At 43.4% G+C, this 17,181-nt stretch carries 18 protein-coding genes and 2 other annotated features; of the genes, 15 read left to right on the forward strand and 3 right to left on the reverse strand.

All coding sequences use genetic code 11. The features are described 5' to 3' along the window. Window positions 1-2 precede the first annotated feature (2 nt). The 7 genes from ytxC (at window position 3) to H0266_RS00535 (ending at window position 5,816) form a co-directional block, all read left to right on the forward strand. Window positions 3-794, forward strand: a complete 792-nt coding sequence (gene ytxC / locus H0266_RS00505; RefSeq protein WP_246363574.1) for a sporulation protein YtxC — start codon at window positions 3-5, stop codon at window positions 792-794. Window positions 795-1,121: 327 nt separating this feature from the next. Then, a complete protein-coding gene (gene thrS, locus H0266_RS00510) occupies window positions 1,122-3,068 on the forward strand; it encodes a threonine--tRNA ligase (RefSeq protein ID WP_181470445.1) in 1,947 nt (648 codons plus the stop codon). Window positions 3,069-3,480: 412 nt separating this feature from the next. Continuing rightward, window positions 3,481-3,603 (forward strand) — a sequence feature (ribosomal protein L20 leader region). A gap of 23 nt (window positions 3,604-3,626) precedes the next feature. Beyond that, window positions 3,627-4,187 (forward strand): translation initiation factor IF-3, encoded by a 561-nt coding sequence (gene infC / locus H0266_RS00515; RefSeq protein WP_343063229.1) that lies wholly within the window; start codon window positions 3,627-3,629, stop codon window positions 4,185-4,187. Window positions 4,188-4,219: 32 nt separating this feature from the next. Next, complete coding sequence (gene rpmI / locus H0266_RS00520; RefSeq protein ID WP_035509568.1) at window positions 4,220-4,417, forward strand: 50S ribosomal protein L35; 198 nt, start codon at window positions 4,220-4,222, stop codon at window positions 4,415-4,417. A 30-nt stretch (window positions 4,418-4,447) separates the two neighbouring features. Continuing rightward, window positions 4,448-4,804: a 50S ribosomal protein L20 gene (rplT, locus tag H0266_RS00525; protein WP_181470446.1), complete on the forward strand. Its 357-nt coding sequence runs from the start codon at window positions 4,448-4,450 to the stop codon at window positions 4,802-4,804. A gap of 116 nt (window positions 4,805-4,920) precedes the next feature. After that, window positions 4,921-5,199 carry a DUF1294 domain-containing protein gene (locus H0266_RS00530; protein ID WP_181470447.1) on the forward strand — a complete coding sequence of 93 codons (279 nt, stop codon included), beginning with the start codon at window positions 4,921-4,923 and terminating at the stop codon, window positions 5,197-5,199. A gap of 44 nt (window positions 5,200-5,243) precedes the next feature. Beyond that, complete coding sequence (locus H0266_RS00535; RefSeq protein WP_181470448.1) at window positions 5,244-5,816, forward strand: TVP38/TMEM64 family protein; 573 nt, start codon at window positions 5,244-5,246, stop codon at window positions 5,814-5,816. Window positions 5,817-5,890: 74 nt separating this feature from the next. Here H0266_RS00535 and H0266_RS00540 read toward each other — a convergent pair whose 3' ends face one another. Further along, entirely contained in the window at window positions 5,891-6,292 is a 402-nt protein-coding gene (locus H0266_RS00540) for a sigma-w pathway protein ysdB (RefSeq protein WP_181470449.1), read from the reverse strand. A gap of 112 nt (window positions 6,293-6,404) precedes the next feature. Between H0266_RS00540 and H0266_RS00545 the strand changes: the two genes are divergently transcribed. Together H0266_RS00545 and H0266_RS00550 are read left to right on the forward strand one after the other, a co-directional pair. Next, the gene (locus H0266_RS00545; RefSeq protein WP_181470450.1) at window positions 6,405-6,887 is read left to right on the forward strand and encodes a dUTP diphosphatase; all 483 of its coding nucleotides are present in this window, start codon (window positions 6,405-6,407) and stop codon (window positions 6,885-6,887) included. A 73-nt stretch (window positions 6,888-6,960) separates the two neighbouring features. Further along, complete coding sequence (locus H0266_RS00550; RefSeq protein WP_181470451.1) at window positions 6,961-8,046, forward strand: M42 family metallopeptidase; 1,086 nt, start codon at window positions 6,961-6,963, stop codon at window positions 8,044-8,046. Window positions 8,047-8,086: 40 nt separating this feature from the next. Here H0266_RS00550 and sspI read toward each other — a convergent pair whose 3' ends face one another. Beyond that, a complete protein-coding gene (sspI, locus tag H0266_RS00555) occupies window positions 8,087-8,299 on the reverse strand; it encodes a small acid-soluble spore protein SspI (protein WP_181470452.1) in 213 nt (70 codons plus the stop codon). 108 nt (window positions 8,300-8,407) lie between these two features. On the opposite strand from sspI, the gene H0266_RS00560 reads away from it, so the two are divergent. The 3 genes from H0266_RS00560 (at window position 8,408) to pheT (ending at window position 12,941) form a co-directional block, all read left to right on the forward strand. Beyond that, window positions 8,408-9,142 carry a TrmH family RNA methyltransferase gene (locus H0266_RS00560; RefSeq protein ID WP_181470453.1) on the forward strand — a complete coding sequence of 245 codons (735 nt, stop codon included), beginning with the start codon at window positions 8,408-8,410 and terminating at the stop codon, window positions 9,140-9,142. Between the two features lie 55 nt (window positions 9,143-9,197). Further along, window positions 9,198-9,418 (forward strand) — a binding site (T-box leader). A 46-nt stretch (window positions 9,419-9,464) separates the two neighbouring features. Then, window positions 9,465-10,499: a phenylalanine--tRNA ligase subunit alpha gene (gene pheS, locus H0266_RS00565; protein WP_181470454.1), complete on the forward strand. Its 1,035-nt coding sequence runs from the start codon at window positions 9,465-9,467 to the stop codon at window positions 10,497-10,499. Window positions 10,500-10,514: 15 nt separating this feature from the next. After that, entirely contained in the window at window positions 10,515-12,941 is a 2,427-nt protein-coding gene (gene pheT, locus H0266_RS00570; RefSeq protein WP_181470455.1) for a phenylalanine--tRNA ligase subunit beta, read from the forward strand. Window positions 12,942-13,457: 516 nt separating this feature from the next. Here the strand turns inward: pheT and rnhC are convergent. Further along, complete coding sequence (gene rnhC / locus H0266_RS00575) at window positions 13,458-14,384, reverse strand: ribonuclease HIII (RefSeq protein ID WP_181470456.1); 927 nt, start codon at window positions 14,382-14,384, stop codon at window positions 13,458-13,460. Window positions 14,385-14,542: 158 nt separating this feature from the next. On the opposite strand from rnhC, the gene zapA reads away from it, so the two are divergent. The 3 genes from zapA to polX all read left to right on the forward strand — a co-directional run bounded on the left by zapA (window position 14,543) and on the right by polX (window position 17,179). Then, window positions 14,543-14,836 carry a cell division protein ZapA gene (zapA, locus tag H0266_RS00580; protein WP_181470457.1) on the forward strand — a complete coding sequence of 98 codons (294 nt, stop codon included), beginning with the start codon at window positions 14,543-14,545 and terminating at the stop codon, window positions 14,834-14,836. Beyond that, entirely contained in the window at window positions 14,829-15,371 is a 543-nt protein-coding gene (locus H0266_RS00585; protein ID WP_181470458.1) for a CvpA family protein, read from the forward strand. The genes zapA and H0266_RS00585 overlap by 8 nt, the downstream gene beginning before the upstream one ends. Window positions 15,372-15,463: 92 nt before the next feature. Then, on the forward strand, window positions 15,464-17,179 hold the full coding sequence (polX, locus tag H0266_RS00590) for a DNA polymerase/3'-5' exonuclease PolX (RefSeq protein WP_181470459.1): 1,716 nt from the start codon (window positions 15,464-15,466) through the stop codon (window positions 17,177-17,179). The last annotated feature ends 2 nt before the right edge of the window (window positions 17,180-17,181 follow it).

Genomic DNA, 17,181 nt, shown 5'->3' on the forward strand with positions numbered 1-17,181 from the left:
ACTTGGAAGCACGCTTTTTTTATAATACCGTCGTACGTGAGTATAAATGCTGGTTATTACAAGAGCAGACGGATGGATTCGAAGTCAACCTCTTAGAAGGCGATTCATCAGATGATACGTATCGAGATATGATCCATGCTTTCGTAGAGTTGATTCGCGCTCGTAAGTGGCTGGGGTGGATAGAAGGTATTCTTAAGTATCGTTATTATTATACGGATCAGCAGGAGATTAACCGCATTTTAGAAATCGGACGGGAATTCGAAGATGAATGCCCTAGGGGGATTGCCTTGCCACCTGTCTTGGATCGACTTCGTGCGACAGTTGAGAATGAAGTTGAGGAGAGGGACAATCTAGCCTTTGATGAACTCGTGGTCACTTGCCTGCAAAGCCTTCATGAACCATTGATTGAATACACGGGTTATCTAATCGATGAATACAAGCAAGAAGAGTCTTATCAATTGCTTTTGGATTCATGGAGATGCCGTGTTCAGTACAGGGATACAGGTGTGAGGCGGTTGCACCTTCTTGATGATGGTGAATTGCATTATTATCATGATGAAGGAAATCCGATCAGCCCGTCCGAAACAGAACTCTACTTAAAACAGTACCCCGATGAGTCTGTCAATGATTTGCCGAAAAGCTGGTCTGTGACCGCCGCTTTGGTGCATGCACCAGATGAATTAGTTATCTATTCGGATAAAAAAACCGACTCGACGCTGGAATTGCTGATGAATATTTTTGAAGAAAAAGCCGCGTGGCGAGCTCTTGCAGAATTTCCTTTCGAAATGTCTTGATTTCATGATCTATTATGGATATAATACCTACATATCTAATAATAAACGGCTTAGAAAAGGACATGATCACTAAGATACGCATGAGTAGAGAGAGGAGTCATCGGCTGAAAGCTCCTTCGTGTCGACTTAGATGTTTACCACCTTGGAGCCCTGCTTGTGAACCATTATGTAGTAATGAGCAGCGTCTGGTCTGCGTTAAAGATGTATGAAGCCGCATACGTGCGGGAATTTTGGGTGGAACCACGAGTGATAACGCTCGTCCCTTAGCTGATTTTGCTAAGGGGCGGGCGTTTTTTAATTTTAGTTCATATAGAAGGAGTGTTACAGATGGCGAACGCGATTCAAATCAAATTTCCAGATGGCAATACGAGAGAATTTGATCAAGGGACGACAGGAGAAGAAATCGCACATTCGATTTCTCCAGGTTTAAAGAAACAGTCTCTTGCCATCAAGCTTGATGGAGAGCCGTACGATCTCAGACGTCCTATTGATCAGGACGCATCAATCGAGATTTTGACATATAAGAACCCAGAAGGTATTGAGGTGCTTCGTCACTCGACAGCTCACCTCATGGCTCAAGCGATCAAACGTCTGTATGGTGATGTGAAGTTCGGGGTAGGGCCAGTCATTGAAAGTGGTTTCTATTATGATATCGATATGGAGACTTCCCTAACACCTGAAGACCTGCCGAAGATTGAAAAAGAAATGCAGCGCATCGTTGATGAGAATTTTGAAGTTGAACGTATAGAAGTGTCACGAGAGGAAGCAAAAGAGAAGTTCCGTGAAATCGGTGACGACTTGAAACTTGAGTTGATTGACGATATTCCTGAAGGGGAACAAGTCACACTTTACCAACAAGGTGAGTTCTTTGATCTATGCCGTGGTGTACACGTACCGCAAACAAGTAAGATCAAAATCTTCAAGTTACTTAGTATCTCAGGGGCATATTGGCGCGGTGACAGTGATAACAAAATGCTGCAGCGTATCTATGGAACTGCTTTTGAAAAGAAAGCCGACCTTGAAGAGTACTTGCATCTACTTGAAGAAGCGAAAGAACGAGACCATCGTAAACTAGGTAAAGAACTTGAGATCTTTACCGTGAATCAAAAAGTCGGTCAAGGTTTGCCATTATGGTTACCGAAAGGCGCAACAATCCGCCGTACAATCGAACGTTATATTGTAGACACAGAAGAACGTCTAGGGTATGACCACGTGTACACGCCAGTACTAGGTAATGTTGACTTATATAAAACAAGTGGACACTGGGATCACTATAAAGATGATATGTTCCCGACAATGGAAATGGATAACGAAGACCTTGTCCTGAGACCTATGAACTGCCCGCACCATATGATGGTGTACAAGAATCAGTTCTATAGCTATCGTAATCTGCCGGTCCGTATTGCTGAACTCGGCACAATGCACCGCCACGAAATGTCAGGAGCCCTAGCCGGTCTTCAACGTGTACGCGCCATGACGTTGAACGATGCTCACATTTTTGCGCGTCCAGACCAGCTGAAAGATGAATTCAAGCGTGTTGTGAACCTTGTCCAGCGAGTTTACAAGGACTTCGGTTTGAATGATTATTACTTCCGCCTATCTTATCGTGATCCGGAAGATAAAGAGAAGTACGTCGACAATGATGAAATGTGGGACAAAGCACAAGCGATGTTGAAGGAAACAATGGAAGAGATGGAGCTTGAGTATGTAGAAGCAGAAGGCGAAGCGGCGTTCTACGGTCCGAAGCTTGATGTTCAAGTGAAGACAGCTCTCGGAAAAGACGAGACGCTTTCCACAGTGCAGCTTGACTTCCACTTGCCAGAGCGCTTTGATTTAACTTACGTTGGAGAAGATGGAAACGACCATCGCCCAGTCGTCATCCACCGAGGTGTCGTATCGACGATGGAACGATTTGTAGCCTTCTTGATTGAAGAATACAAAGGTGCCTTCCCAACTTGGTTAGCTCCAGTCCAAGCGAAAATCATTCCGGTGTCTGTTGATGCCCACCTTGACTATGCGAAGAAGTTAGAGGATGAGCTCCGTGAAGCGGGTGTTCGTGTTGAACTTGATGATCGTAATGAGAAAATCGGTTACAAGATCCGTGAAGCCCAAATGCAGAAAACACCATTCCAACTCGTCGTCGGTGACCAAGAAATTGAAGATGACGCTGTTAACGTTCGTCGTTATGGAGAACAAGATTCAGAAACAAAATCGGTCGAGAAGTTCAAAGAAGAAATTCGAAACGAGATCGATCTGAAGCTTTTGCGTAAATAAGTCATTGAAAGCCGTGAGTGGAGAGTCTCTCACGGCTTTTTTTGATTTACGGGGATGATGGGGGACCACCTTATGCGGATTAGGACGAATGGTTACCCATATCGGACATTTGTGAAAGGTAATGGGACAAAGCCGGCGTTATTCCAGGCAAACGTCTTTTATTAGGACATTTGCTACGTGTAATCGGACAAAGGCGAAACTATTTCAGACAATCGCCTCACATTCGAACAGCAAACACACTAACTCAGGCCAAGGTACTGCGGTCCCTTCCTTAAACTTCTAGCAAGAACCCCTTGATTTTTTGCTGGTCATACCTTAGTCTAGTAAAGGTAGTCATGAACACGTTCGAGTTATTGTTGACACGAACACGTAGGCATGCTATGATTGTTTAGGTAAATGAATGAACGGATCTAGAGACAAGTAGAAGCACCCGCTTCTCACCTGATCGACGCGTAGAGCAGTTGGCAGGTCACTATCCCTTGATATTACAGGATAAGTGTGGGTGCATTATGTGTACCGACGCTTTTTTTTATGATTTCAAAACCTTGTCGATGACAGATCTTTTATAAGTTTTCTCTAATACGATGGAGGTGGCTCAATATTAGCAAGGAAAATGTTAACATTAACGAAAAAATTCGTGCCCGTGAAGTCCGTTTGATCGATGTGAATGGTGAGCAACTTGGAATTAAATCACGTAACGAAGCACTAGACATTGCCGCAAATGCGAATCTAGATCTTGTTATGGTAGCTCCAAATGCTAAACCTCCCGTTTGCCGCGTCATGGACTACGGAAAGTATCGTTTCGAGCAACAGAAGAAAGAAAAAGAAGCTCGTAAGAACCAAACGGTCATTAAGGTTAAAGAAGTGCGCCTTAGTCCGAACATTGAAGAACACGACTTCAATACAAAACTGCGTAATGCTCGTAAGTTCCTATCGAAAGGCGATAAGGTTAAAGCATCTGTTCGTTTCCGCGGACGTGCGATTACCCACAAAGAATTGGGACAAAAAGTTCTTGAGCGTATGGCTGAAGAATGTAACGATATTGCCCAAATCGAAACAAAGCCTAAGATGGAAGGGCGCAGTATGTTCTTAATGCTTGCTCCTCTTGCTGAGAAGTAGGCAACTGTAAAAAGTAAAAGGAGGAAATTCACATGCCAAAAATGAAAACCCACAAAGGTTCTCAAAAACGCTTCAAAAAGACCGGAACAGGTAAGGTGAAACGTTCTCACGCTTTCACAAGCCACTTGTTCGCAAACAAATCTACGAAGCAAAAACGTAAACTACGTAAAGATGCACTAGTTTCTGCTGGAGACTACCGCCGCATCAAGCACATGCTTCCAAAAGACTAATCTAGATAGAAACATATAGGAGGGATTACCATGCCACGAGTAAAAGGTGGAACAGTGACACGTAAGCGTCGTAACCGTGTCCTAAAATTAGCAAAAGGTTATTATGGTTCAAAACACGCACTATTCAAAACTGCAAAACAACAAGTAATGAAATCAGGTCAGTATGCATACCGTGACCGTCGTCAGAAAAAACGTGACTTCCGCAGACTGTGGATCGCACGTATCAACGCTGCAGCACGTATGAACGACCTTTCTTACAGCCGTATGATGCACGGTTTGAAGCTTGCAGGTATCGAAATGAACCGTAAGATGCTAGCTGATCTTGCTGTTAACGACCAACAAGGTTTCGCAAGTCTAGCTGAGCAAGCTAAAGCTGCTCTAAAATAAATCAGATAAAGGGAAAGCCGGAAGGTGAGTACACTTTAAGAAGCCATTTCCGTTCGGTAGGAAATGGCTTTTTCTGTACCGAAAGTAAAGCACACCGATGAAAGGAGGTAAATTGGATGCCAATATTAATACAAATCTTATTGATCTTGTTTTTAGGTATGAACGTGTTGATGTATATCCTCATGTGGATAGATAAACGCAGGGCAGAAACTGATAAATGGAGAATCAGCGAGAAGACATTATGGGTGGTCGCCTTCCTAGGGGGATCTATTGGAGGCTGGCTTGCCATGCGCTTGTTCCGGCATAAGACCAAACATACATCTTTCGCGATCGGGCTTCCGGGGGTTTCCATTATCTATTTATCTTTGCTTTTGTATGTAGAGAGAATGTTCTAGTCGGCCCTCCCTGTTCATAAGATGTAGACAGGGAGGGGAATGGAATGGGCGAGACATCATCAGCGATCCTTCAATGGTTGGAACATCAAGAAGCCTGGGCACCGCTCTTATTTATCGCGATTCATTTATTGCGGCCATTTCTATTTTTGCCGGTTATGCTTGTCTGTATTACAGGTGGCGTCTTATTCGGTCCGATTGCTGGCACAGCCTATTCAATTATTGGGACCATGTTATCGAGCTTGCTTTTTTATAGGATGATCAGAGTCCTGCCTTCAGGGTTAAAGAGGCTACGCAGTCTTAAAGAGAAGTGGTTGAAACGAAACTCAAATTTGACGGTCCAGCAGGTGGCGATCCTTCGCTTAGTACCGTTTATTCATTTTCATTTATTGTCGTATTGCTTGCTTGAAATAAGCTCGGATTTTAAGGAATATACGAAATCATCCCTATTTGCTAATTTCCCTCTAGCAGTCGTCTATACGTCTGTAGGGCAGTGGATCACATTATTCTCGATACCGGCTATGGTGTTATTCTCTGGAGGGCTTATCGGGCTTTGTTTTTTCATACGAAAGAAATACGAAGTTGTGCTGTGGAGTGACTTCTTTCAAACCAATCCATAGACGAAAAAAGGAACACTTTCCCTAGTTGTAAGGGTAGTGTTCCTTTCTTATGTTGATTAAGTACGTGGCCCGCCTTAATGGTCGTCCTTAACTGGCTTAATGATCAAACGATTGACCGGATACTTCCATTCAATAGAAGCGTATGGGTACCTTATAAGGATTTCTTGCTCCATAAAGTAAATATCTTCACGGTCCAACCCTTGTAATTGCTGAGGGTCCTTGGCACTTACGTTAATGGTGACAACTTCAAAAGCATGATCTGTGGTACCCAAGTATTTCTCCCCTTCGAAAACAAGGCCTTTATAGGTAATTAAAAAATTCTCTTTTGTATTTTCTTTATTGTCATGGAAGTAGAATTCTTTCTTCTCACGAGCTAAATCAAGTTTTCGTTTCGGATTGATGATAAACTTATAAGCGGTGTACATAAGAAACGCAATCGCAATGAGTAGCAGCAAGCGAAATAGAATGATGATCATATCGTTTGTCCCCCTATTTATGGGTTATTAGCTTACATACGTATGACCGTGTCGTTTTGTTTCAAAAAATGATACATTTATGAAAGATATTTTTAGTAAGGGGTGTATGAAGATGAATTGGGGCTTGTTATACGATATGCAGCAGCAATTGGATCAGTATATTGAAACGCAACACGACTTAATGAAAGGTGAAAAAACAGAGGAGAAAATGTTAGCCTTTCTCGTCGAGCTTGGAGAATTAGCAAACGAGACACGATGCTTCAAGTTCTGGAGTGTAAAAGCACCAAGTGAAAAAGGTGTGATTGTCGAGGAATATGTGGATGGACTGCATTTTTTGTTGTCATTGGGCTTGGATATTCAGATTCGTTATCAACCACAAAAAGTTGAAAGGTACGGCTCTATAACAGAAGGCTTTTTAGCTACATATGCAGCGGCTGATGATTTTAGAAAAGTCCCAGAGCGTGATGCTTATCAACAGTTGTTTACGTCATTTCTGAAGCTAGGGGAAACGATTGGATTGGATGAGAACGAGATTATGGAGGCTTATTATTCGAAGAACGAAGTGAATTATAAGAGACAAGAGGAAGGATACTAGACCCCTTCTTTTGTGAAATCGCTTTAAACGTATTATAATAGAAGATGGACTTTAAAAGGAGGATGAATTACATATGTTCAAGAAAGACGAGACATTGACCATGTTGAAAGATTTAACGGACGCTAAAGGTGTTCCGGGCAATGAGAGAGAAGCGCGCGACGTCATGAAAAAATACATTTCTCCCTATGCGGACGAAGTGTTCACCGATAACCTGGGTAGCTTAATCGCTAAGAAAGTCGGGAACAAAAAAGGGCCAAGCGTTATGGTTGCGGGCCACTTGGATGAAGTTGGATTCATGATTACACGCATCGATGACAACGGTTATCTTTATTTCCAAACAGTGGGTGGCTGGTGGAGCCAAGTAATGCTCGCTCAACGTGTGACAATCATGACGCGTCAAGGCGATCTCACTGGAATCATCGGTTCTAAACCGCCTCACATCCTACCAGCAGAACAACGTAAAAAAGCGGTAGAAATCAAGGATATGTTCATCGATATCGGCGCATCTAGTAGAGAAGAGGCTGAAGAATTCGGAGTGAAACCTGGTGATTCCGTAGTGCCTTACTTTGAGTTCACTCAAATGAAAAACGAAAAAATGTTGCTAGCCAAGGCTTGGGATAACCGTATTGGTTGCGCCATTGCTATTGAAGTACTGAAGCGTCTAAAAGGTGAAAAACACCCGAACACGGTGTACGGTGTCGGAACGGTTCAGGAGGAAGTCGGACTACGCGGAGCTCGTACAGCTGCCAATATGATCAATCCGGATATCGCATTCGGTGTAGACGTAGGTATTGCGGGAGATACTCCAGGAGTTTCTGATAAAGATGCTTCTAGCAAAATGGGTAAAGGCCCTCAAATCATTCTGTATGATGCGTCTATGATTTCTCATAAAGGCTTGCGTGATTTTGTTACAGATACAGCAGATGAGAAAGAAATCCCTTATCAGTTCGATTCTCTTGCAGGCGGAGGAACGGATTCCGGTGCTATTCACTTGAGTCATGACGGAGTGCCGGCACTTTCCATTACGATTGCAACACGTTACATCCACTCTCATGCAGCGATGCTACATCGTGATGATTTCGACAATGCAGTCAACCTAATCGTTGAAGTGATCAAAGGTTTAGACGCAGAGAAAGTCAACGAAATTACATTCAACTAATAAAAAAAAGAGCCAGCCCGGCAACGCGGGTTGGCTCTTTTTACATTTGCTTCAAGCTGTTTTCAAGTGTATCTAGAATCTCCTGGTGTTCTTGATCATCCGAGTTTTCCCAAAGTAGTTCAAAGAACACACCGAGACCAGGAAGCATTTTTTCTTCCCCTTTTTGCAACGCGTCGTCAATCGTTGCTTGTAGTTGGCTTGCGTCGTGCCCACTGACATTTTGAAGAATGGCTTGACGTAAATTCAAGTTCATCTGTTCATCCCTCCTTAAAATCATTCATTTCATCAGCATTAGTTTGACCAAACAGGAGATAGCTATGTATGATTAACACAGAAATGAACTAAAAAATGAGGGAAAAATATGATTACTTCAATACAGAACAACAAAGTGAAAGAATGGAAAAAGCTACATAAGCGAAAATACCGTAACCAAGAACAAGCTTTTCTCGTCGAAGGGTTCCATTTGGTTGAGGAAGTCATAAAGAGTGATTTTCTTGTTAAAGAATTGATTGTACGCGAAGGTGTAGAAATACAGTCTGATGCTGACATTCCTACAACAGAAGTGAGCGGTCAAGTGTTTGATGCGATCGCGGAAACCGAAACGCCACAAGGAATTGCAGCTGTCGTGGAGCAGCGATCATTCGACTATGAACCAGGCCGGTGGACATTGATCGTAGATGCTGTCCAAGACCCTGGAAATCTTGGTACCATGATTCGGACGGCCGATGCAGCAGGTTTCGATCACGTCATCTTAGGAAAAGGCACGGTCGATCCATATAATGATAAAGTCATCCGCGCCACACAAGGTTCCTTGTTTCACATACCTATATTCCAGGGAGATATCCAAGATTATGTAGGGAAGCTTCAAGAGAAAGGGACACACGTTTGGGCGTCCACTTTATCAGACGCTTCCCCTTACAAAAACTTAAATGTACCTGAGAAAGTCGCCCTTATCGTGGGCAATGAAGGTCAAGGGATCGATGATTCTGTCGCAGCATTGGCTGATGAGCGCGTGTATATTCCGATATATGGACAAGCGGAGTCCTTGAATGTCGCCATCGCATCAGCTGTTCTTATGTATCATTTGCGAAGCTAGGCTTGCAAATTCGTGAGTCATTGACTATAATTTAAAATTAGTTAGAATCACATACCCAAAAGCGAAGACAGAGCAAAGTAAATTTTTGCATCATCGATTCAGGGAAGAAGCATCATAGACTGGAAATGCTTCTATCGTGGCAATGATTGAAATTTCACTCTTGAGCTGACCTTTAGAAGGTCCGGCATTGATGTCGTTATTCAATCCAAAGTGGGCACTAATAATGTGTCAACAAGGGTGGTACCGCGAAACAACCATACAAGTCTCGTCCCTTTTTTAAGGGATGGGACTTTTTTATTTTTCTTGAAGGAGGAAGGAAATCATGAAGGAACGTTTAGAGCAGTTAAAACAAGAAGCCTTGCAGAAGGTTGAACAAGCAGAAAATGTTCAAGGATTGAAAGACGTACGCGTAGAGTACTTAGGAAAAAAAGGACCTATCACAGAAGTACTTAGAGGGATGGGGAAACTTTCGAAAGAAGAGCGTCCTGTCATCGGGCAATTAGCGAACGATGTACGTGAACAGATTGCAGAAGCGATTGAGACGAAGCAAACGCGCCTTGAAGATGAAGCGTTAGAAAAGCAGTTGGAAGAAGAAAGCATTGATGTAACGCTTCCTGGACGACCTGTTCAAGTAGGTGGACCGCACTTGCTGACTAGCATTGTAGAGGAAATTGAAGATCTATTTATCGGAATGGGTTTCGAAATCAAAGAAGGCCCGGAAGTGGAAACGGATTACTATAATTTCGAGGCATTGAATTTGCCGAAGGGTCATCCTGCTCGTGATATGCAAGACTCCTTCTATATAACGGAAGAGCTTCTGTTGCGTACCCACACGTCCCCTGTACAAGCACGGACAATGGGGCAAAAAGACGGAAGTGAAGTCGTCAAGATGATTTGCCCAGGGAAAGTCTACCGTCGTGATACCGACGATGCAACACACTCTCACCAGTTCACTCAGCTTGAAGGTTTACTTGTAGACAAAGATGTTCGAATGAGTGACTTGAAAGGTGTATTGAATGCGTTCGCGAAGCAAATGTTCGGTGACGATCGTGATATTCGCCTTCGTCCAAGCTTCTTCCCTTTTACAGAGCCGTCTGTTGAAATGGATATCTCCTGTAAAGTATGTGGAGGAGAAGGATGTTCGGTTTGTAAGCAAACAGGTTGGATTGAAATCTTAGGTGGTGGAATGGTGCACCCGAACGTACTTGAAATGGCTGGGTATGACCCGAAAGAATACTCAGGATTTGCATTCGGAATGGGACCAGAACGAATCGCCATGTTGAAATACGGTGTCGATGATATCCGGAACTTCTACACAAACGACGCACGATTCTTAAAACAATACCACAAAGCCTAAAGGAGGAGACGACTGATGCTCGTATCATTAAACTGGTTGAAAGATTATATTGATGTAAGCGACTATACACCAGAAGAATTAGCAGAAATCATTACAAAGACAGGAATAGAAGTTGAAAGTGTGGAGCCTGTAGCCGAGGCGGCTCAAGGTGTCGTAGTAGGGTATGTAAAGTCCTGTGAACAACACCCGAACGCGGATAAGCTATCTCTTTGCCAAGTCGATGTAGGGGAAGAGACATTGCAAATTGTTTGCGGTGCTCCCAATATCGCACAAGGCCAAAAAGTGGCTGTTGCCACACCAGGCGCTGTTCTTCCTGGAAACTTCAAGATTAAGAAGACTAAACTTCGTGGCGAAGCGTCCAATGGAATGATTTGTTCCTTACAAGAGCTTGGCGTCAACGAAAAAGAGGTGCCTGAAGAATATAAAGAGGGCATTTTCGTCTTTCCTGACGACGTTGAAGCGGGTGAGGACGCAATCTCCTTGCTTAATCTCGATGATAAAATCATTGAACTTGGCTTAACGCCGAACCGCTCAGACGCATTGAGCATGGCGGGAGTCGCTTATGAGGTCGCCGCGGCGATTGACGGAAGCTATACATTAGCAGAAGAGAATGTGAAAGAGTCTGAAGAAGCGGCCTCTGATTACATCTCTGTTAACGTAGAAGACGAAAAGGCGAACCCGTACTACGGGGCGTTCGTGATAAAAGACATAGAAGTCAGACCCGCTCCTTTATGGATGAGAAATCGACTTACAGCTGCCGGCATCCGTCCGATCAACAATGTCGTCGATATTACTAACTATGTGCTACTTGAATATGGTCAACCTCTCCACGCCTTTGACTATGACCGATTCGGCACAAAGACGATCGTGACTCGCAGAGCGAATGATGGAGAAGTCATTACCACTCTTGATGATCAGGAGCGGACTTTAACTCAAGATCACTTAGTCATCACAAACGGCGAGGAAGCGCACGCTATTGCTGGTGTAATGGGAGGAGCAAAATCAGAAGTTCAAGACGATACGACAACGTTGATTTTAGAAGCCGCTTATTTCGCCCCTTCTATTGTCCGTCAATCTTCAAAAGATCATGGATTACGCAGTGAATCGAGCACGCGTTTTGAAAAGGGCGTAGATCCTAACCGAGTAGAACGTGCCGGCAAACGTGCCTGTGAGTTATTACAGAAGTATGCCAATGGCACGGTGTTAGGTGATGTCGTGAGCTTTGATGAGTTAGATCGCTCTGAAAAACAAGTGACGATAGAAACGAGTCTCATCAACAAGCGTCTAGGGACAGACATTTCTCATGAAGAAATCGGTCAAATCCTTCGCCGATTACAGTTCACATTCGTTCAGGACGGCGAAGCTTTCCATATATCGGTTCCGACACGCCGCGGGGATATTGAGCGTTTTGAAGACATGCTTGAAGAAGTTGCTCGAATTTATGGCTATGATAATCTGCCGTTCACTCTACCAGCAGGTGCAAATCAAGCTGGAGGACTATCTCTCAACCAACAACTAAAGCGTAAGATGAAGACGTATTTTGAAGGTGCTGGATTAAACGAGACGATTACGTATTCCTTAACGAAAGAACCTTGGGCTAAGATGCTGGTAAGTCCAGAAGTCCAACGTGAAGCGGCTTCACCTGTAGGTCTTGCGATGCCGATGAGTGAAGAACACAGTCATTTGCGTTTAAGTATTCTGCCGGAACTTCTTCAGTCGCTTTCTTATAATGTAGCTCGTAAACAAAACGACCTCGCTTATTATGAGATCGGAACAGTCTTCATCAGCGACGAAGAAAAAGTCCGCACACAACCAAAAGAAGTGTTGCGTGCTTCTGGTGCATTAACAGGAGAATGGTTAGCTCACCCATGGCAACAAGAGAAGAAGATGGTGGACTTCTTTGTTGTGAAAGGAATTGTAGAAGGGCTGAGTGAACAATTAGATATATCGTTCACGTACGAAAAATCAAGACTTCCACAGATGCACCCAGGCCGCACAGCTATTATTAAGGCAGGCGATAAGGAAGTCGGTTTCATAGGTCAAGTCCACCCGAAACTACAAAAAGAATTCGGTTTGAAAGAAACGTATGTGTTTGATTTGAATGCTGAAGAGTTGATGGAGCAATATACCAAAGAAGAAGCGTTCCAGGCCATCCCACGTTATCCATCTGTATCTAGAGATATTGCTCTAGTCGTAGATGAGGATGTCGCAGCAGGAGCGATTGCTGAGACTATTTCTGAAGCGGGTGCTCCTCTCGTCAAAGATGTACGTGTGTTTGACTTATACCAAGGAGAACACTTGGAAGATGGGAAGAAGTCATTAGCCTTCAACTTGCTTTATCTCGATCCGATGCGTACGCTGAAAGATCAGGAAGTGGAAGAAGCGCACAATCACATTTTACAATCAGTCAAAGATCAACATGCAGCAGAACTAAGAAGTTAAGTCAGGAAAAAAAGTGTACCGGTTTATGCCGGTACACTTTTTTTAGAGTGCCTGAGAAAGGTACTTTCGGTTCTTCAAAGGTGAGGAGGGTCCGGTGGCGTGGAAACGACTCCCTTTCCGCAGGAGGCGGTGAGCTTCCTCGGATCGCTTTCGCGTCCTGCGGGATCTCACCCAAGCCTCAGGATCCTGCAGGAGTGTCGCCGTTTCCACGCCACCTTGCGAGAGGAAGTGTGAACCTATTGAAATCACCTACAAGAAGGGCTTCTACGGATAAACGCCATTGTTTGGCAAGGTTCTGTTTCCACTACTTGTAGCATAGCGGGATGGAAAACGGGGAGACTCCCGCGGGAGAAGGAACCAGGCGAGACCCCACAGAGAGTGTTAACGTACAAGGAGGCTTGCCGGCTCCCCCGCAGGAAGCGAGTCGTTTTCCATCCCACGGCATTCTTATATGATTTAACAGAACCTTCTTCAACAGCCTGAAAAAAGTGTACCGGATTATTCCGGTACACTTTTTTATACAAGTTTTTTGGCTTTTTGCGTAGTAGCGAAGTGCACTTTCGCAAGCTCCTCTAATTTATCTTCCCCATAATGCCGGATAACGGCTGCTGCTGCCTTGTCCACTTTCGAAGAGGCTCCTTTTGGAATCGGTAAACCTGTATCGAATTCAAGTGTATTCATAGCTTTAACAAATGCTGAACGCGCAATGATGGAGGCGACAGCCACGGCGATGGAGTAACTTTCTGCTTTTGTCATAAAGTAGACGTTATCTTGTAACTGATATCCTTCACTTCTGAGGTGCTTCTGATAAACAGTCGGTTGAGCGAACTGATCGATCAAGATGCCCTCGGGTTTCTCAGGCTCTATTTTTTCTAACACTTTATTGAGTGCTTGGTGATGGAGAAGAGCTTTCATCTTGCCTTGTGACCACCCTTTGCGTTGCCATTGGTTATATTTCTTGTTTTGTAGACGAAGTAAACTATAAGGGATCTTAAGCTCGACAACCCTCTTGGCAAGGTCGGTGATTTGCGCATCGGAGAGGTGTTTCGAGTCTTTCACACCTATGGCTTTCAAGTGCGAAATTTGATGCTCTTGAACATAAGCTGCGGCAACAGTTATGGGTCCGAAGTAGTCGCCTGTCCCTGCTTCATCCGATCCGATGTGGGATTTAGTGAATAAAGATTGGTCAGGGTGAAAGGCATGGGTTTCTTTCGTTTTCTTCGGCTTACTTCCAGTTGACTGAGCGCTGCCCCATTGATTGGCCTCTGTTTCCGGGCTCTTACCTTGAAACAGGACCTTCCCGGATAAGTAAGCTGTGATGGTGCAGGAAGGAGTCTTCGCTGCAAAGTATGCGTTTGCGGGCGTCGCTTTTAGTTGGCGGTCATAATGCTTTTTCATGGAATCCAACTTAGATTTCGGAATCGTAAGTACAATTTGTGGCATAAGTCTATCCTTTCATGACTGAAATCATTGTTTCCTACATCTCTTCATTATAACAAAGCGCACTAGTAAAAAGAACATTTGCGAAAAACATCCATATCGGTTTCCTAATTGGAAAACTTCATGTTAATATTAAGTTTAGGATTGAGAAACTAGGGGGTATGAACGTGTCGCAGTCAGACCATGAGAAAAAAAGAATTACAGTGGAGATCAATAAACGTTCTTACACTATAGTTGGTCATGAAGAGCCCCATCATATCCGTATGGTATCCAGCCTTGTCGATCAGAAGATGCGTGAGATTCATGAAGCCAACCCAAGTTTAGATACGGCTAAACTTGCCGTATTGACAGCTGTGAATACAATGAATGAATATATAAAACTTAAAGAAGAATGTACGGAATTGATGAACTATATCGAAAAGAAAGAGGAAGAGGACAAAAAGAATCATGATTGATTTATTATTATTATTTATCTTACTAATTGGTGTATTAACAGGATTGAAAAGAGGATTCATCTTACAACTATTCCATTTAATCGGATTCATTGTTGCTTTTATCGTAGCTGCTTTATACTATGATGATTTGTCACCGAAATTAACGCTATGGGTTCCTTACCCTGAATTACCAGAAGATACGGCATGGGCTGTATTTGTTGAGAATCTGCCTTTAGAACAAGCTTTCTATAATGCGGTTGCATTTGCGGCGTTATTTTTTGGTGTGAAGATTATCTTACATATAATTGCTTCTATGCTCGACTTCGTTTCAGAATTGCCAATACTGAATTCATTAAACAGTGTGCTCGGTGGTATTCTTGGATTTGTGGAGACTTATGTGATCATGTTTGTGATTTTATACATAGCGGCACTTGTTCCTTTAGAAATGGTACAGAATGCATTGGATGGCTCATTGATTGCCCAATTGATGATTGAACATACTCCAGTGTTTTCAGATCAGTTGAGAACACTATGGATTGAACATGTAGCTGGCTGATGGAAGTAAAGATGCGTTTTGAATGAAAGCCGCTATGATTTAGATCATGGCGGCTTTTTTTCGTCATTAACCCATAAAGGAGAAGATCAATGATGTCGATCGATAAAAAACAAGTGATTAAACTATTGGAGAGCATCGCTGTCTACTTAGAACTAAAAGGTGAAAACCCATTTAAAATATCCGCATACAGAAAAGCTTCTCAAGCACTAGAACGCGATGATCGTTCGCTTAGTGAGATCGAAGACTTTACTAAGATGAAAGGAATCGGCAAAGGAACAGCCGCTGTGATTGATGAATACATTGAAAACGGAGAATCCGATACGTTAAAGCAGTTACAAGCGGAAGTTCCAGAAGGACTCGTTCCACTGTTGGATCTTCAAGGCCTTGGTGGGAAGAAACTCGCTAAATTGTATCAGCAACTAGGTGTTACAGATTCAAACTCCTTGAAGGAAGCATTGGAATCAGGGAAGGTTGAACAATTAGAAGGGTTCGGAAAGAAGTCAGCTGAAAAAATGCTTAAGGCATTGGAAGATGCTCATAGTCGTCCTGAACGACTACCGATTGCGATCATGCTTCCGTTGGCTGAAAAAATAGAACGATTCCTGAGTGAAGCTCAATCGTTCGCACGTTTCTCTCAAGCTGGTAGTATGAGGCGCATGAGTGAAACAATGAAGGATCTGGATTTCATTATCGCTTCTGAGGATCCGGAAGCCACAAGAGATGAATTGCTGGAGTATCCGGATATTAAAGAAGTGGTGGCGTCCGGTGAAACGAAAGTGTCCGTCGTTGTACGCGAGACTTATGATATTGGCATTGACTTCAGAATTGTCGCACCGGAAGAATTTGCGACAACCCTTCATCATTTTACAGGGTCCAAAGATCATAATGTATCCATGAGGCAGTTGGCTAAACAACAAAATGAAAAGATTAGTGAATATGGAATCGAGAATACGGAAACAGGAGAAGTGAAGACGTTTGAATCGGAAGAAGCTTTTTTTGAACACTTCAACCTCCATTTCATTCCACCGGAGCTTCGTGAAAACTACGGTGAAGTGGACAAGTTTAAAAATCCGGTAGACCTAGTGAACCTGAATGATATCCGAGGCGATTTGCATATGCACTCGACATGGAGTGATGGTGCGCAGTCTATTCAAGAGATGGCTGAGAGAGCTAAGCAAAAAGGGTATGACTATATCGCCATCACGGACCATTCCAAATATTTACGGGTAGCCAATGGACTGGATGAGAAACGATTGCGTATGCAAAGAGAAGAAATTGAGAAAGTAAACGAATCAATGAACGATTTTCATATTTTTGCAGGAGTGGAGATGGACATTCTACCGGATGCTTCCTTAGACTTCAGCAACGATTTCCTGAAAGAGATGGATTTCGTCATTGCATCCATTCATTCGAGTTTTCAACAATCGGAAGAAAAGATTATGGAAAGAATGAACGAAGCCTTAGAGAATCCGTATGTCGATATGATTGCCCATCCGACAGGACGTCTCATTGGACGGCGAGATGGGTATGCCATTTCGATTGAACAACTGATCCAAGGCGCAAAGAAGACGGGAACCATTCTAGAATTGAACGCAAACCCTAACCGACTTGATTTAACGTGGCAATGGTTAATGAGAGCACAAGAGGAGGGCGTTCAAGTTGCCATCAACACGGATGCCCATAATTATTCGATGCTTGAACATATGAGAATCGGTGTAGGAGCCGCGAGAAAAGGATGGTTACGTAAAGATACGGTCATCAACACGTGGACGAAAGAGCAATTAATGAAGAAGTTTGATAAACGATAGCG

The sequence above is a fragment of the Halobacillus locisalis genome (assembly GCF_013694105.1).
GTDB lineage: Bacteria > Bacillota > Bacilli > Bacillales > Halobacillaceae > Halobacillus > Halobacillus locisalis.

What these genes read in the sequence shown, in the direction of transcription:
- thrS (WP_181470445.1), top strand. Translation starts at nt 1,122, where the DNA reads ATGGCGAACGCGATTCAAATCAAATTTCCAGATGGCAATACGAGAGAA.
- rpmI (WP_035509568.1), top strand. Translation starts at nt 4,220, where the DNA reads ATGCCAAAAATGAAAACCCACAAAGGTTCTCAAAAACGCTTCAAAAAG.
- rplT (WP_181470446.1), top strand. Translation starts at nt 4,448, where the DNA reads ATGCCACGAGTAAAAGGTGGAACAGTGACACGTAAGCGTCGTAACCGT.
- H0266_RS00530 (WP_181470447.1), top strand. Translation starts at nt 4,921, where the DNA reads ATGCCAATATTAATACAAATCTTATTGATCTTGTTTTTAGGTATGAAC.
- H0266_RS00535 (WP_181470448.1), top strand. Translation starts at nt 5,244, where the DNA reads ATGGGCGAGACATCATCAGCGATCCTTCAATGGTTGGAACATCAAGAA.
- H0266_RS00540 (WP_181470449.1), bottom strand. Translation starts at nt 6,292, where the DNA reads ATGATCATCATTCTATTTCGCTTGCTGCTACTCATTGCGATTGCGTTT.
- H0266_RS00545 (WP_181470450.1), top strand. Translation starts at nt 6,405, where the DNA reads ATGAATTGGGGCTTGTTATACGATATGCAGCAGCAATTGGATCAGTAT.
- H0266_RS00550 (WP_181470451.1), top strand. Translation starts at nt 6,961, where the DNA reads ATGTTCAAGAAAGACGAGACATTGACCATGTTGAAAGATTTAACGGAC.
- sspI (WP_181470452.1), bottom strand. Translation starts at nt 8,299, where the DNA reads ATGAACTTGAATTTACGTCAAGCCATTCTTCAAAATGTCAGTGGGCAC.
- H0266_RS00560 (WP_181470453.1), top strand. Translation starts at nt 8,408, where the DNA reads ATGATTACTTCAATACAGAACAACAAAGTGAAAGAATGGAAAAAGCTA.
- pheS (WP_181470454.1), top strand. Translation starts at nt 9,465, where the DNA reads ATGAAGGAACGTTTAGAGCAGTTAAAACAAGAAGCCTTGCAGAAGGTT.
- pheT (WP_181470455.1), top strand. Translation starts at nt 10,515, where the DNA reads ATGCTCGTATCATTAAACTGGTTGAAAGATTATATTGATGTAAGCGAC.
- rnhC (WP_181470456.1), bottom strand. Translation starts at nt 14,384, where the DNA reads ATGCCACAAATTGTACTTACGATTCCGAAATCTAAGTTGGATTCCATG.
- zapA (WP_181470457.1), top strand. Translation starts at nt 14,543, where the DNA reads ATGAACGTGTCGCAGTCAGACCATGAGAAAAAAAGAATTACAGTGGAG.
- H0266_RS00585 (WP_181470458.1), top strand. Translation starts at nt 14,829, where the DNA reads ATGATTGATTTATTATTATTATTTATCTTACTAATTGGTGTATTAACA.
- polX (WP_181470459.1), top strand. Translation starts at nt 15,464, where the DNA reads ATGTCGATCGATAAAAAACAAGTGATTAAACTATTGGAGAGCATCGCT.